We start from the raw sequence: 14,664 nt of genomic DNA on the forward strand, positions 1-14,664 counted from the left end.
ACGACAACATCTACGCACATGGTGACCTGGCTGATGCTCGGTGCTGGCGGGGTCGGGCATGCCCTCGTCGATAGCATCGGTCATCGAAGCGGGTCTCTCCAGGTCGTCGACCCCGACGAAGCACACGTCGAACAGCTGCGAACCGAGAAGATAGACGCGGTCAGTGGCGACATTACGTCCGAAGAGCGGATCGATAGTCTCGGTGTCGATCCGGCTATCGTCGTCGTAGCGAGTGCCGACGTGGGTCGAAACCGAGTCGCCGCAACTGTGGCCAGGTCCGTCTTCCCCGACAGTTACATCATCGCGTTCGCGGGCGAGGAACCCACGCGGGCGGACGTCGCCGCCATCGAGGCGGTCGCCGATCGTGTCTTCGACCCTGGGGAGGCATTCCTCGATCATCTCTCGTCGGTCGTCAAAGACGGTCAGGCGAAGCGGCTTCGTGATCTCCACGCGACACTGGATGGTATCGACGGTCGGCTCGGTATCTTCACGCACGACAATCCGGATCCAGACGCAATCGCGTCGGCCGTTGCCCTGGCAGAGATCGCGGATTACCACGGCGTCGAGGCCCAGCCAGCGTACTTCGGCCGCATCTCTCACCAGGAGAATCGTGCATTCGTCAATCTCCTCGACCTCCGCCTCGAGCAGTTCGAGCCGGGCGAACCACTCGATTTCGATGGCATCGCTCTCGTGGACCACTCGACCCCTGGCGTCAACGATCAGCTACCGGCCGACACGGTCGTCGACATCGTCTTCGACCATCATCCCTCGAAACGGACCGTGACGGCCGACTTCGTCGACGTCCGCGAGTCGGTCGGGGCGACGAGCACGCTCCTCGTGGATTACCTCAAAGGATTCCACATCGACATCGACATCGCTGTCGCGACCGCCCTCCTCTATGGCATTCGGGTGGATACGAACGACTTCGCACGGGGCATCACGGCGTCGGATTTCGACGCGGCGGCATTCCTGATATCCTACGCCGACATCGACGTTCTCAAACGCATCGAGAGTCCGTCCATCTCCGCGGATACCTTCGAGATCATCGCCCGCGCCATTCGCAATCGCGATCGTCATGGCAGCGTCCTGACCTCGTGTGTCGGTTCGATATCGGATCGGGATGCCCTCGCTCAGGCCGCCGATCGCTTGCTCAATATGGAGGACATCGGCGTGACACTCGTCTATGGCTACATGGATGGGACGATATTGGCATCCGGTCGTGCCCGAGGGGTCGACATCGACCTCGGTGAGACGCTCAGAATCGCGTTCGATGACCTGGGCAGTGCCGGCGGGCATCCGGATATGGCCGGTATGCAGATCCCACTGGGGCTCTTCGAGAGCGTCGACGCCGAAGAGGGGCTGACGGCGATGGTCGAGGACGTCGTCACCACGAACTTCTTCGACGTCCTCGATCCCGACGAAATCGAAGAGTGACGGGTTTTTGAGGGGGGCGCGCATACACGGCACCGATGGACGAGGCCCTCGATCACGACGGTGGGAAACCCAGGGTCAAAGACTACATGACTCGGGAGGTGTCGACGGTCTCACCGGATCAGACGGTACGTGAGGTGTCGACGCGGATCGTCGAGAGCGACGATCACAACGGATTTCCGGTGACGGAAGGGCGGAAGGTGCGCGGGTTCGTCAGTGCCCGCGATCTGTTGCTCGAGGACGAGCGCGAGCCGATATTCAAGGTGATGAGCGACAAACTCATCGTGGCCCACCCGGAGATGAAGGTGACCGACGCCGCTCGCGTCATCCTGCGGTCGGGCATCCAGAAACTTCCAGTGGTCGACGACGCCGGGAATTTGGTCGGAATCATCTCCAATGCCGACGTCATCCGGAGTCAGATCGAACGGGCAACCCCCGAGAAGGTGGGGAAACTCAAGCGGACGCTCGAATCGATCCACGGTATCGAGGCCCGAGAGGAGCGACGGACTATCGACCTGTCGAGGTTGACGCCGACACAGGGGAAGGTCTACGCGGACGAACTGGAAGGGCGAAGCTACGAACTCGATCGCGGGTTGACCGAGCCACTCGTCGTCATCGACAACGCGGGCCAGTTGCTGCTGGCGGACGGCCACCATCGCGTAATGGCAGCCCAGCAGGCTGGAATTGACGAGATGGACGCCTACGTTATCGTCCTCGACCGACGCGTCGACCTGGGGATGGCCAAAACGGCCAAAAAGGAGGGGCTGGAGCATCTCGATGATATCTCGATCGTCGACTACGCCAGACATCCGCTCATGGAGACGATCGAACGACTGAACGAGTGACCGGTCCACAGCGCCCAAGGCGGTCTCCGGGGCGATTGGATTCGATACGAACCTTAATAGATTGTCAGGCAGAATTAGACGACTATGTTCGACGAGGACGACCTCGAAGCGATTCGCGAGGCGCGGGAGTCGTGGACCGAGCAGACACTCGATCCGTTCCTCGATGCCCATGGCGAGCGTGCCGACCGCTTCGCGACGGTCTCCAACCTCGAGGTGGACCGCCTCTACACGCCCGAGGACGTCGCCGGCCTCGATTACGACGCAGACCTCGGATTCCCCGGGGAACCACCCTACACACGCGGCGTCTACCCGACGATGTACCGTGGGCGACCCTGGACGATGCGTCAGTTCGCGGGATACGGTACCGCCGAAGCGACCAACGAGCGGTTTCACTACCTCATCGACGAGGGCCAGACGGGCCTCTCGACCGCGTTCGACATGCCGACGTTGATGGGCATCGACTCCGACGACCCGATGTCCCTCGGGGAGGTCGGGATGGAGGGCGTCGCCGTGGACACGCTCGCCGATATGGAGGTGCTTTTCGACGGTATCGATCTCGGTGAGGTATCGACCTCCTTTACGATCAACCCCTCGGCGCCCGTGATCTACGCGATGTACGTCGCGCTCGCTGACGAGAAGGGGGTCTCCCGCGACGAGATCCGGGGCACCCTGCAAAACGACATGCTCAAGGAGTTCATCGCACAGAAGGAGTGGGTGATCCCCCCACAGCCCTCGCTGGACCTCGTCACGGACGTCGTCGAGTTCTGTGCGGAGGAGACGCCGCGGTTCCATCCGATCTCGATCTCCGGGTATCACATCCGCGAGGCCGGATCCACCGCCATCCAGGAACTCGCGTTCACGCTCGCCGACGGGTTCGCGTACGTCGAAGACGCGATGGATCGTGGTCTCGACGTCGACGAGTTCGCCCCGCAGCTCTCCTTTTTCTTCAATTCACACAACTCGCTGTTCGAGGAGGTCGCCAAGTTCCGGGCCGCCCGACGCATCTACGCCCACGTGATGGACGAGTGGTACGGGGCCGAAACGGCGGCGTCGAAACGACTGAAGTTCCACACCCAGACCGCCGGCCAGTCGCTGACGGCCCAGCAACCGCTGAACAACGTTGTCAGGGTGACCATCCAGGCACTCGCGGCGGTGCTTGGCGGAACCCAGAGTCTCCACACGAACAGCTACGACGAGGCCCACGCGCTCCCCTCCGAACAGGCCGTCAGAGTCGCGTTGCGCACCCAGCAGATAATCGCCGACGAGTCCGGGGCGGCGGACATCGTCGACCCTCTCGGCGGATCGTTCGCGGTCGAGGCGCTGACGGACGAGGTCGAGGAGAAGGCGATGGCCTACATCGAGGAGATACGGGAGATGGGTGGCGGGTCGGTCCGCGATGGCGTCCTGACCGGTATCGAGGAGGGATTCTTCCAGCGCGAGATCCAGGAGTCGGCCTACGAGTACCAGGAACGCGTCGACGAGGGCGAGGAAACGGTCGTGGGAGTCAACGCCTACGAACAGGCCGAGGACGAGGCCGACGACGTCGAATTGCTCAAGGTCGACGAAGCAGCCACCCGCGAACGCCAACTCGACCGCCTCGAGTCGGTCAAGGAGGACCGCGACGACGAAGCGGTCGAGACAGCTCTCGAGTCGCTCCGGGGGGCGATCCGGTCAGACGAGAACACGATACCGTACATCGTTGACGCGGTGAAGGCCTACGCGACCATGGGTGAGATCATGACGGTGTTCGAGACCGAATACGGCAGTTATCAGGAGACCCTCGGCGTCGCCTGATCGAGCGGCGGGCAGTCTTTTCCTCCTCGTGGAGGTGCCCGCGATCGCGTCAAGCGGTGCCCGGAAAGACCATCGTCGCGAAGGGCCCGAGAGAAGGACGATCGACGGGCCGGGACATGTCGAGCGCGCTCAGTACCCGCCAGTCGTCGACATTCCGCTACCGGGCATCTCTTGGCAATCCCCGTCCGGCGCCTGAATGGGATCGACGTCGCCCCACGAGTGAAAGTCCCACTGCATGGATGTCGATTCGATGCGACGGGGATACCCGGTGTCGGTCGACACGTAGTATTTCATGACCTCCCCCGATGGTGCGGCATCGTCCGCCCGTACTTCGTACACCCATACCGCGTCCCCGTCGATCGTGTCTCTCCCGACCGGTTCGATATCCGGGTGTGCAGCGGCGTCCGACGAAAATCCCTCGGGGTCGGTCGCGTCCTCGTTCATTCCGCCGTGTATCGTCCCGCGGAAGCACTGGCCCTGGGTGACGACGTAGCTCGCATCGCCGATACGGTACCATTCCATTTGCTGTCCGTCCTGTTCGAATTGCCAGTATACGTCTCCCTGGTAGAACCGTCCGTCCATTTCGGTGCTCTCTCCGTCCATCGATATCGTCGCCGTCATCGCATACGAATCCGGGAACTCGATGGTCTCTCCGAGCTGGGGAGCCGTGCCGTCGTCTGATTGTCCCGCCCCGTCTGCGCTCGTGGGTTCTTCGCCGCCATCGTCGGCACCCTCACTACCGTCCTCGCCGTCGGATCCGTCGGCACCATCACCGCCGTTGCTACTACAGCCAGCGAGTGTGACCAACACACCACTCGCGTAGAGGACGAATCGTCGCCGTGGGATTGTCGTCATGCGCGAACGATGCAGCCACGACAGATTGTAAATCGTATCATTAGCCCTCGGTAACGTGCAACTTTCATGTTCGTCAGCTATCGGTCACTGACCAGAATTGGACCGTGCAAGGAGACGGCGGGGCGCCGTTCCGGAGAACCGCCAGGGTACCCGTCGCGGTGGCGTCGGATCCGTGGTCGCCGTGGGGCATGCCGCCGGCAAGACGGTGACTGCATGCAGTCGTTCTCGCTCTACGGTATCGAGTCGAACCGATGGCGACCGATTAGAGCCAGGCCGCATCCCAGCGGCTGGCTTTGTGCTTGTTGCCGCAGTCGTTGCAGATGATTCGGCCCATCGAGTCCATCGAGGTGTTGATGGTATCGCAGCTGTCGCAGTAGTAGCCGTAGCGTTCGTTCCGACCGACGTCCGTGTACGCGACGTAGAAGTCCCCGCGCGAGCCGATCTCGTGTTCGTCGAGGGCGACGTAGTAGGTACCCTCGTCGGTCTGTTTGGCCTCCATGAGCGCTGCGGGTTCGCCCTCGGGGAACCGCAGGTAGCGCCGTTCGGTGAAGGTGTCACCCGCGATAGTCGTCTCCTGATCGGCGCCGCGAACGTAGCCGTGGTCCTCGTAGAAGTTGATGCCGTCTACGTTTGCGGCCAGCACCGCTCCCTCTACGCGAGCGACCCCTCGGTCGAGGAGGTCCACTTCGGCGGCCTCCAGTAGTGCCGAACCGACGCCCTCCTCGCGGTACTCCGGATCGACGTGGAGCCACTGGATGGCGCCGACGTCGGTCGCGTCGGAGACCGTCAGTTCGGCGAATCCGACGACGTCGTCGTCAGTCTCGGCGACGAGGAAGTGTTCGGTCTCCTGCTCGAGGAGGTCCTGCAGGCGGTCCCCACCGTACCACTCTTCGACTGCCTCCTCGATCGTGTCGTCGTCGAGGGCTCCGGTGTACGATCCGAGCAACGATTTTCTGGCGACCGACTTGATCGCTGTTGCATCCGCCGGCGTCGCGTTGCGAACGTCCATACGGCTTCATTGTGACTAATGTCACAAATACCCACCTGAGATTTGAATCGACAGCCGGTGTTCTGGGTGTCCGGGCGAGGCGGTAGTCCGTTCGCGACCGAGAACGACAACTCTGGTTGGTGTAATCCAAATTAATTGTAATGGTTTTCCGTTAGAGTGAAAGCCTCCACCGACGATTTTCCAGTATGAGCGAGACGCAGACCGAGCGGAAAATCCGGACACTCGTCGCCAAGGTCGGCCTCGACGGTCACGACCGGGGCGCCCACGTGATCTCTCGCGCCTTCCGCGACGCTGGATTCGAGGTGATCTATTCGGGGCTCCACAAGGCACCCGACGAGATCGTCCAGGCGGTCGTCCAGGAGGACGTAGACGTCCTGGGCATCTCCATCCTCTCCGGTGCCCACAAGACGCTCGTCCCCGCGGTCATCGAGGGGCTTGAGGAGTACGGCGTCGCCGAGGATACGCTCGTCCTCGTCGGCGGTATCATCCCGGACGAGGATCGAGCGGCGCTCGAGGGGGCAGGCGTCGACGCCATCTTCGGCCCAGGGACGCCGATGGAAGAGACCATCTCCTACGTCCGCGAACACGTCGACCGGTAAGATGTCGACACCCACCAGTCCGCAACTCGTCGAGGACCTCCTGTCTGGGGACCACGCAGCGCTCGCGCGGGCGATCACGACGATAGAGAACCGGTCGAGTGGGTACCGTGACCTCGTCTCGGCACTGTACAGGCACGCGGGCGACACAGTGGTTATCGGCATCACCGGGAGTCCAGGGGCCGGAAAGTCGACCCTCGTGGACAAACTCGCGGAGTACTACCGAGACGAAGGGATGACCGTCGGCGTCATCGCCGTCGACCCCTCCTCGCCGTTCTCCGGCGGCGCAGTGCTGGGAGATCGGATCCGTATGGCGGCGACAGCGGGCGATATGGACGTCTTCTTCCGCTCGATGAGTGCCCGTGGGAACCTCGGTGGACTCTCGACGGCCACCGCTGATGCAGTCAAAGCACTGGACGCGTTCGGGAAGGATGTCGTCCTCGTCGAGACGGTCGGGGCCGGCCAGAACGAGGTCGACGTGGTGAAGACCGCGGACACCGTCGCCGTTCTCGTCCCACCGTCGAGTGGCGACGACGTCCAGATGCTCAAGGCCGGGATCCTGGAGATCGGCGACGTCTTCGTGGTCAACAAGGCCGACCTGGCGGGGGCGAACAAGACCGTCCAGGAACTCCGCCAGATGCTCGATATGCGTGACCGACGTGAAGACGACTGGGACCCCCGCATCGTCGAGACCGTCGCGACCGACGGGACGGGGCTCGAGGACCTGCTCGAGGCGTTCGAGGCCCACACGACGTGGCTCGAACGCACCGGCCAACTCTCCGAGCGACGACGTGAGCGGTACGCCGCAGAGATCAGGACGCTCCTCCGGGACGATGCGTCCGGGTTGCTCGAACGGGAGATAGCGAACGCGGGCGGGATGGACGCTCTCGTCGACGCCGTCGAAGCGAACGAGACAGACCCGTACGCGATCGCAGCGGACATCGTCGAACCGCTCGAGGAGTGTGTCGAACGGCACAATGGCTAAGCGGACGCCGACCGACAGATCTCGTATGCGAACCCGATCGATAGCCGGGATCCTGGCTGGCGGTATCGTCGCGGCTGCCGCAGCCAACCGACTCCGTTCCAGCCGGGTCCAACCCACCCATCCCCCCGTCGACGGAGACCGCGAAACGTTTCGGTGGCGCGGTTTCGACGTTTCGTTCGTCACTGCCGGCGATCCCAACCGCCAGGACGTCGTCCTCCTGCACGGCCTTCATCCGACGGCCTCGAATCGGGAGTTCCGTGGTATCTTCGGGTCGCTGGCGGGTCGCCATCACGTGATCGCCGTGGACCTCCTGGGATTCGGTGGCTCGGACCGTCCTGCCATCAGATACTCCGGGTCGTTGTACGCGGCGCTCATCCGTGATTTCCTCACGGAGGTCGCCGACGACGCCATCGTTGTCGCGAGTTCGCTTACCGGTTCACTGGTCGCGACCGTCGCCGCACAGGCCGATGTCGCTTCGCTGGTGCTGGTCAATCCCATCGACGAGACCGGCTCCGCTCCATCAACAGTCGTCCGGGAGCTCGTCCGAGCGCCGATTCTCGGGGATGCGGCGTTCGCGCTCCTCGTCTCGAAACCAGCCATTCGGTACTTCGACCGGGAAGTAGCGTATTACGACCCGGATGCGGTGACCGAGGACATCGTCGAAGCGCAGTACTGGAGTGCCCATCGACGGAACGCCCGGTTCGCGCCTACCGCGGCACTGGCCGGATTCCTCGACCCGTCAGAACCGCTCGAAACGTCGCTGGCCGCCTTCGACGGCCCGGTGACCCTCGTCTGGGGTCGAGAGTCCGTGACCCCTCGACTGGCCGCTGGTCGCGACCTGGCGGACGCTGTCGATGCGAGACTCGTGGTCCTGGATCGGAGTCGGTTACTGCCACACGACGAACATCCGGACGAATTCCTCGAGGCGATCGCCCCCTCGTTACCGGGACTCGAAGACGATTAAGCGGTCGTCGTTGGTCTCGGTTCTGCTCACGGACGGCGAGACACTGATCCCGTCGGTCATCGAGTCGGGTTCGACGTCGACGACCTGTCCGGTGAGTTGCACCTCGCCAAAATCGACCACGGCGGTGATGTACGGGGCGTCGTCGATGAACCGCGGTGTCGGGACGTGGACGACGGTGTGCGCGACGACCTCGCCGGTCTCCGGGAGGGCCCTCTCTGTCAAGTCCCGATCGCCGCAGTGTGGGCAGACGCGCCGGGGTGGTAGTGAGCCGTGTCCCTCCGCGCACTGGAGGTAGTAGCCCGCTCCGTCCTCGAGCGAATCGACGAAGTCGTCGTAGCCAGCATCGCGGACGCGTTCGGTCATTCCGCTACCTCCAGCACGTGGACCACCGTGCTCGCGACGGTCCCACCAGCGTTGTGTGTGACGCCGACGGTGGCGTCCTCGACGTATTCGCTGTTGTGATGCTCCCCGCGGAGCAACCGCGTCATCTCGACGACCTGTGCAGCGCCGGTGGCTCCCACCGGATGGCCCTTGGCCTTGAGACCGCCGGAGAGGTTGACCGGGACGTCCCCGTCCGGAAGCGTATCGCCGCGCCGGGCCGCTCCGATCCCTTCGCCGGGATCGAACAGGCCGAGCGCCTCGAGTGCGAGTACTTCTGCGATGGTGAAACAGTCGTGGACTTCGGCGAGGCCCACGTCGTCGGCGTCGATGCCGGCCTCTGTAAAGGCTTCCTCGGCGGCATCGGCCGCCGCCGGCGTCTCGGTCATCGTCGTCCTGTCCTGGAGCGCCATTTTGTCGCTACCCTGGCCGGTACCCGTGACGGCGACGGCAGCATCGAGGTCGTGGTCTTTGGCGTACTTCTCGCTCACCACCACGAGGGCCGCCGCCCCATCGGTGATCGGGCAGGCGTCGTACAGGTGAAGCGGTTCGGCGACCGGCGGGGAGTCCAGAGCGTCCTCGATATCTATCTCGTAACGGAACTGGGCGTAGGGATTGTCGACGGCGTTCGCGTGGTTTTTCACCGCGATGTGTGCGAGATCCTCGCGACCGCCCCCGTACTCCTCGAAGTACGCGTCGGCCATCAGGCCGTACGCACCAGGGAACGTCATCCCCGCCCGGACCTCGTAGAGGTCGTCCGCGGCGATGGCCAGCGACTCGGTCGTCTCCGCGGTCTCGAGGTTGTTCATGCGCTCGGCGCCGCCGACGAGCACGACGTCGCTCTCACCCGACCGGACGTTCTTCACGGCCTCGCGGACGGCCACGCCGCTGGACGCACACGCGCTCTCGTACCGGGTGGCCGGCGCGTCGATACCCAGGGCCTCGGCAGCCAGCGGCCCCATGTGGCCCTGATGCTCGGCGAGTTCTCCCATGAAGTTTCCGTAGAAGACCGATGCCACGTCGTCGGGGTCGATACCCGCATCGTCGAGCGCGGCGAGCCCCGCCTCGGCGAAGAGATCGCGACTCGTCCGTTCGGGATGTTCGCCGAAGTGGGTCAGTCCCACGCCAGCGATTCGCACGGAATCCATAGATTCACCTACGGAAAGAACGGGTAAAAGGGATACGAAAATCCTGTCGACGTCGGTCAGTCCAGGAGTTCGTTGGCGATAGTGTTCCGGAGGACCTCGCTCGTCCCCTCGTAGATCTCGTTGAGTTTCGCATCCCGGTAGAACCGTTCGACGGGGAAGTCTTTCGTGTACCCGTACCCGCCATGGATCTGGATCGCCTCGTTCGCGACCTCTCTGCTGACCTCCGAGGCGTGCAGTTTGGCCTGTGCCGCCTCCTTGATGAACCGCTCGCCCTCGATCTTGTTGTGGGCGGCCTGGTGCATCAACAGCCGCGCCGTCTGAATCTTCGTGTCCATGTCCGCGAGTTTGTGTTGAATCGACTGAAACTCGCTGATGGATTGGCCGAACTGCTCACGTTGCTGGGCGTATTCGAGGGCTTCGTCGAGGGCCGCCTGGGCGATGCCGACACTCCGTGCGGCGATGGTGATCCGGCCGGCGTTGAGCGTCTCGAGTGCCTGTATGAATCCGTCACCCTCCTCGCCGAGCAGCCGGTCTGCGGGGAGACGGAGGTCGTCGAAGCGGAGTTCCGCGGTGGGACACCCCTTGTCGCCGAGTTTGTGCTCGGTGTTCTCGACGGAGAAGCCATCGTCTTCCTCGGGACGGACGACGAACGAGGAGATTCCATGGTGGCCCGCCTCGGGGTCGGTCCTCGCGAACACCGTAACGGTCTCCGCGATCGATCCATTGGAGATCCAGAGTTTTCCCCCATCGAGGACGTACTCGTCTCCCTCCCGTTCGGCCGTCGTGGTCATCGCGGGAACGTCGGAACCCGCACCCGCCTCAGAGAGTGCGAAGGCACCGATGTCGTCCCCGCGATTGAGTGGGGAGAGGAACTTCTCTTTTTGCGACTCGGAGCCGTACTGGTAGAGCATGTTGCCCGCGAGGCTCGTGTGTGCGGCGACGATGGTGCCGAGACCGCCACTCCCCCTGGCGATCTCCGCGAGTGCGAGCGCGTAGGCGTGGTAATCGAGGCCGGCCCCGTCGTACTCCTCGGGGAACGGCATTCCCATCAGGCCCAGTTCGCCCATCTGCTCGATGAGGTCCCACGGCACCTCGTCGGTCTCGTCGATGTCGGCGGCGACCGGAACGACCTCTTCGTCGACGAATTCCCGGACCATCTCCCGAATCTGGCGCTGTTCGGGGGTCAGACTGAGATCCATATCCAAAATCTCCCACCGTCTTTCCTTTAGTTTTCCTGTCCTGTCCCGAGGTCTGGAGATCCATGCGACCGTGACACGACCCGTCCCCGGATCGGTGTCCTGGCAGGTTCCAGCAACCTATCTGGGCCGTCCGACGACCGGGTCAGTAGTCGTAGAAGCCGGTTCCTGTCTTCTTGCCGAGGTCGCCGGCCTCGACTTTTCGTTTCAGGAGATAGGCGGGTTTGTACCGGTCGCCGAGTTCTTCGTGGAGTGTTTCGCTAGCGTCGAGACAGATGTCGAGCCCGATGTGGTCGGCCAGTTCGAGCGGTCCCATCGGAACGTTCGTCCCCAGTTTCATGCCCCGGTCGATGTCTTCTTTCGACGCCACGCCCTCGTCGTAGGCGCGGATCCCCTCGTTGATCCACGGGATGAGGATCCGGTTGGTGACGAACCCGGGTCTGTCGTCGGATTCCCAGGTCTCCTTCCCGAGGTCCGCGGCGAGGTCGTGGGCGAACTGCACGACGTCGTCGTCGGTCTTCTCGCCCACGACGAGTTCGACGCCGTCCATGATGGGGACCGGGTTCATGAAGTGCAATCCGACGACGAGTTCGGGCCGGTCGGTGACGCTCGCGATGGCGGTGATCGAGAGCGTGCTCGTGTTCGTCGCGAGGACGACGTCCTCGGGCACGACGTCGTCGAGGTCACTGAAGATATCCTGTTTCACTTCCATGTCCTCCAGAGCGGCTTCGACGATCACGTCTGCCGCTGCGAGGTCGGACAGTTCGGTCGTCCCGGTGATCGAATCGACCACGTCGTCGGCTTCGGACTCGGTCATCGCCTCCTTGGTCACGAACCGATCGAGACTGGAACGAATCGACTCGAATCCGCTGTCGATGAAGTCCTGCTCGATGTCGCGCAGTATGACGTCGTATCCGCTCGCCGCCGCCACCTGGGCGATGCCGCTGCCCATCGTTCCCGCACCGACGACGCCGATCGTGTCAACTGATTGGAGTCCGCGCATATCGGGGAGTTGTGGGGGCCGAGCCCTTAGCACTGCCGAAAACGGGAAACACTGAAGCACCTCGGGACGTATCGCCCCATACGGTGACATCCCGGAACGTCCCCGACGACCTCCAGGCGTTGAAGTTCATCGGTCCGGCCACGGCTGACGTCCTCGAGGAGGCGGCGATCACGCCCACGGACGTCGTCGAACGGCGGGTCTCTCACGCCGAGATGATCCGCTCGGGCGTCAATCCCGGTGTGGCGGCTCGCATCCGGCGCGAACATTCGCTCGCCTGGTCGATGTCCGGTGGCGAGGATCTCGACCAGCGGGCCGAGCAGGTTCGCGGCCTCCAGGACGACGAACGCGCCTGGGTCGCCGCGAGTTCGGGCTCCTGGGAGGATGAATCGCCGACCGAGACGGCGAGTACCGACGGCCGGGGTGACGACATCGATGCGGAATCGCTCTGGCAGTCCCGGTCGTGGCCGACCCATCCCGCGACCGACGACGTTCAGACCGACGAAATTGCGTGGCGAGAGGCCAGTCTTCCGACGCCAGTCTCGGATCTCGAGGAGATCGATCAGACGGCGGCCGTCCTGCTCGCCGATGCCGGTATCACGTCGGTTCGCCGACTCGCGACCGCGAACCCCGAGCACGTGGGGGAATCCCTCGATATCGACGTCGAGACGATACGTGTGTGGCGGGACGCGGCGCGGTCCCGAATACGCTGAGGAGAGACGAACTGATTTTTCCACCCTGGGAGTGCCCACTCGTCTCTACATTCAGTTAGCTTATTATACGCGTCTCCACAGTTTTTCACCATGGTACCTCTTGCAGATTCGCCGTTGGCGCGGGACGGCAAGATACTGATCCTCGCGTACGACCACGGGTTGGAACACGGTCCGACCGACTTCGAATCGGTCCCAGAGACGATGGACCCGGAGACCGTCTGGGACATCGCCACCCACGACGCAGTGACCTCCTTTGCGGTCCAGAAGGGCATCGCCGAAGCGTACTACCCCTCCTACGAGGACGACGTCAGTCTGTTGGCGAAGGTGAACGGGACCTCGAACCTCTGGATGGGCGAGTACGACAGTGCGGTCAACTGGACGGTCGACAATGCCGCCGACCTCGGTGCCGATGCCATCGGCTTCACCCTCTACGGCGGGTCGAACAACGAGGTCGAGATGGCCGAGGAGTTCCGCGACGCCCAGGAGAGCGCCCGCGAGCACGACCTCCCGGTAGTGATGTGGTCGTACCCGCGCGGACAGGGCGTGAAAAACGACACCAAAGATGGCGTCATCGCCTACGCCTCCCGGTTAGCGCTCGAACTCGGCGCCGACGTGGCGAAGATCAAGTACCCGGGGAGCCCCGAGGCGATGGAGTGGGCGGTCGACGCCGCCGGCCCCGTCAAGGTCGTGATGAGCGGTGGGTCGAAGACCGACGACCGTTCGTTCCTCGAGAGCGTGGACGCGGTTCTCCAGGCGGGCGGCAGTGGACTCGCGGTCGGGCGGAACGTCTGGCAGCGCGAGAACTCGATGGCGATGCTCGACGCCCTCGAGGCCCTCATCTTCGAGGAGCAGAGCGTCGACGAGGCCCTCACGTATCTCGAATGAGCGTCAGTGAGATCCTGGACGTCGTCGCCACGGCGGCGCCGGAGATCCGCTCCGGGCTACCGGGCCGACGCACGAAGATCGACGAACAGAACCGCAGCGGTGAACGCCAGCTCGCCGCCGACGTCTGGGCCGACGAACTCCTGGGCGACCGTCTCGCCGCGGTCGATTCGGTCGGCGCCTACGCCAGCGAAGAACGAGACGAAGTCGAGAACGTCGGCGACGGCTACCTCGTGGCGGTCGACCCACTCGATGGATCGTCCAACCTGCGATCCAACAACCCGATGGGGACGGTCGTCGGAGTCTACGACGACGACCTCCCGACGACTGGCCGTTCGCTCGTCGCCGCCGCATTCGTGCTCTATGGGCCGATCACCACGATGGTGGTGGCTCGGGACGGATCGACCACCGAATACGTTGTCGAAGCGGGAGACCGCAGGGACGTGGGCGAAATCGCCCTCCCCGAAGAGCCGACGGTCTATGGATTCGGAGGGCGGGTCCCCGACTGGCCGGCGGGCGTCGCCGACTACGTCGAGACCATCGAAGGGGAGTTGAAACTCCGATACGGCGGGGCGATGATCGCGGACGTGAGCCAGGTACTCACCTACGGCGGCATCTTCGCCTACCCGATGTTGCAATCGCGTTCCTCGGGAAAACTCCGGATCCTGTTCGAGGGCGCGCCGATAGCGTACATCGTCGAGAGCGCCGGTGGCTCCTCCTCGGATGGGACACGGTCGTTGCTCGACGTCGAGGTGACCGAGGTGCATCAACGGACCCCGGTTTTCGTCGGCAACGCCGACCTCGTCGACCGTCTCGAGGCGACGGTGTAACCGACGCCCGGATCGATTCCCCGAACGTTCTTTTCACT

At 63.7% G+C, this 14,664-nt stretch carries 15 protein-coding genes; 9 read left to right on the forward strand and 6 right to left on the reverse strand.

The genetic code is table 11. The features are described from left to right. Window positions 1–18: 18 nt before the first annotated feature. The 3 genes from HSRCO_RS06615 (at window position 19) to HSRCO_RS06625 (ending at window position 4,070) form a co-directional block, all read left to right on the forward strand. Complete coding sequence (locus HSRCO_RS06615) at window positions 19–1,434, forward strand: DHH family phosphoesterase (protein WP_259519649.1); 1,416 nt, start codon at window positions 19–21, stop codon at window positions 1,432–1,434. 35 nt (window positions 1,435–1,469) lie between these two features. Continuing rightward, window positions 1,470–2,276: a CBS domain-containing protein gene (locus HSRCO_RS06620; protein WP_259519650.1), complete on the forward strand. Its 807-nt coding sequence runs from the start codon at window positions 1,470–1,472 to the stop codon at window positions 2,274–2,276. Window positions 2,277–2,360: 84 nt separating this feature from the next. Beyond that, window positions 2,361–4,070: a methylmalonyl-CoA mutase gene (locus tag HSRCO_RS06625; protein ID WP_259519651.1), complete on the forward strand. Its 1,710-nt coding sequence runs from the start codon at window positions 2,361–2,363 to the stop codon at window positions 4,068–4,070. A 129-nt stretch (window positions 4,071–4,199) separates the two neighbouring features. Here HSRCO_RS06625 and HSRCO_RS06630 read toward each other — a convergent pair whose 3' ends face one another. Next, window positions 4,200–4,925, reverse strand: a complete 726-nt coding sequence (locus HSRCO_RS06630) for a hypothetical protein (protein WP_259519652.1) — start codon at window positions 4,923–4,925, stop codon at window positions 4,200–4,202. 262 nt (window positions 4,926–5,187) lie between these two features. After that, a complete protein-coding gene (locus HSRCO_RS06635; protein WP_259519653.1) occupies window positions 5,188–5,934 on the reverse strand; it encodes a GNAT family N-acetyltransferase in 747 nt (248 codons plus the stop codon). 185 nt (window positions 5,935–6,119) lie between these two features. On the opposite strand from HSRCO_RS06635, the gene HSRCO_RS06640 reads away from it, so the two are divergent. The 3 genes from HSRCO_RS06640 to HSRCO_RS06650 are packed head-to-tail and all read left to right on the forward strand — an operon-like array spanning window position 6,120 to window position 8,479. After that, a complete protein-coding gene (locus tag HSRCO_RS06640; protein ID WP_259519654.1) occupies window positions 6,120–6,533 on the forward strand; it encodes a cobalamin B12-binding domain-containing protein in 414 nt (137 codons plus the stop codon). 1 nt (window position 6,534) lies between these two features. Further along, window positions 6,535–7,515 (forward strand): methylmalonyl Co-A mutase-associated GTPase MeaB, encoded by a 981-nt coding sequence (meaB, locus tag HSRCO_RS06645; RefSeq protein WP_259519655.1) that lies wholly within the window; start codon window positions 6,535–6,537, stop codon window positions 7,513–7,515. 25 nt (window positions 7,516–7,540) lie between these two features. Next, window positions 7,541–8,479, forward strand: coding sequence for an alpha/beta fold hydrolase (locus HSRCO_RS06650; protein WP_259519656.1), 939 nt, complete (start codon window positions 7,541–7,543; stop codon window positions 8,477–8,479). On the opposite strand, the gene HSRCO_RS06655 is transcribed toward HSRCO_RS06650, so the two are convergent. The 4 genes from HSRCO_RS06655 to HSRCO_RS06670 all read right to left on the reverse strand — a co-directional run bounded on the left by HSRCO_RS06655 (window position 8,456) and on the right by HSRCO_RS06670 (window position 12,204). Continuing rightward, a complete protein-coding gene (locus HSRCO_RS06655) occupies window positions 8,456–8,842 on the reverse strand; it encodes a Zn-ribbon domain-containing OB-fold protein (protein ID WP_259519657.1) in 387 nt (128 codons plus the stop codon). The two genes, HSRCO_RS06650 and HSRCO_RS06655, sit on opposite strands and share 24 nt — an antisense overlap. Next, window positions 8,839–10,005: a thiolase domain-containing protein gene (locus HSRCO_RS06660; protein ID WP_259519658.1), complete on the reverse strand. Its 1,167-nt coding sequence runs from the start codon at window positions 10,003–10,005 to the stop codon at window positions 8,839–8,841. Before HSRCO_RS06660 ends, HSRCO_RS06655 begins: the two co-directional genes overlap by 4 nt. Before the next feature lie 56 nt (window positions 10,006–10,061). Continuing rightward, window positions 10,062–11,204: an acyl-CoA dehydrogenase gene (locus tag HSRCO_RS06665; RefSeq protein ID WP_259519659.1), complete on the reverse strand. Its 1,143-nt coding sequence runs from the start codon at window positions 11,202–11,204 to the stop codon at window positions 10,062–10,064. Window positions 11,205–11,346: 142 nt separating this feature from the next. Continuing rightward, window positions 11,347–12,204: a 3-hydroxyacyl-CoA dehydrogenase family protein gene (locus tag HSRCO_RS06670; RefSeq protein ID WP_259519660.1), complete on the reverse strand. Its 858-nt coding sequence runs from the start codon at window positions 12,202–12,204 to the stop codon at window positions 11,347–11,349. Between the two features lie 83 nt (window positions 12,205–12,287). On the opposite strand from HSRCO_RS06670, the gene HSRCO_RS06675 reads away from it, so the two are divergent. The 3 genes from HSRCO_RS06675 to HSRCO_RS06685 all read left to right on the forward strand — a co-directional run bounded on the left by HSRCO_RS06675 (window position 12,288) and on the right by HSRCO_RS06685 (window position 14,626). Next, window positions 12,288–12,914 (forward strand): hypothetical protein, encoded by a 627-nt coding sequence (locus tag HSRCO_RS06675; RefSeq protein WP_259519661.1) that lies wholly within the window; start codon window positions 12,288–12,290, stop codon window positions 12,912–12,914. A gap of 90 nt (window positions 12,915–13,004) precedes the next feature. Continuing rightward, window positions 13,005–13,799, forward strand: coding sequence for a class I fructose-bisphosphate aldolase (locus HSRCO_RS06680; protein ID WP_259519662.1), 795 nt, complete (start codon window positions 13,005–13,007; stop codon window positions 13,797–13,799). Then, window positions 13,796–14,626 carry a class 1 fructose-bisphosphatase gene (locus tag HSRCO_RS06685; protein WP_259519663.1) on the forward strand — a complete coding sequence of 277 codons (831 nt, stop codon included), beginning with the start codon at window positions 13,796–13,798 and terminating at the stop codon, window positions 14,624–14,626. The genes HSRCO_RS06680 and HSRCO_RS06685 overlap by 4 nt, the downstream gene beginning before the upstream one ends. Window positions 14,627–14,664 lie beyond the last annotated feature (38 nt).

The organism is Halanaeroarchaeum sp. HSR-CO, assembly GCF_024972755.1.
Taxonomy (GTDB): Archaea; Halobacteriota; Halobacteria; order Halobacteriales; family Halobacteriaceae; genus Halanaeroarchaeum.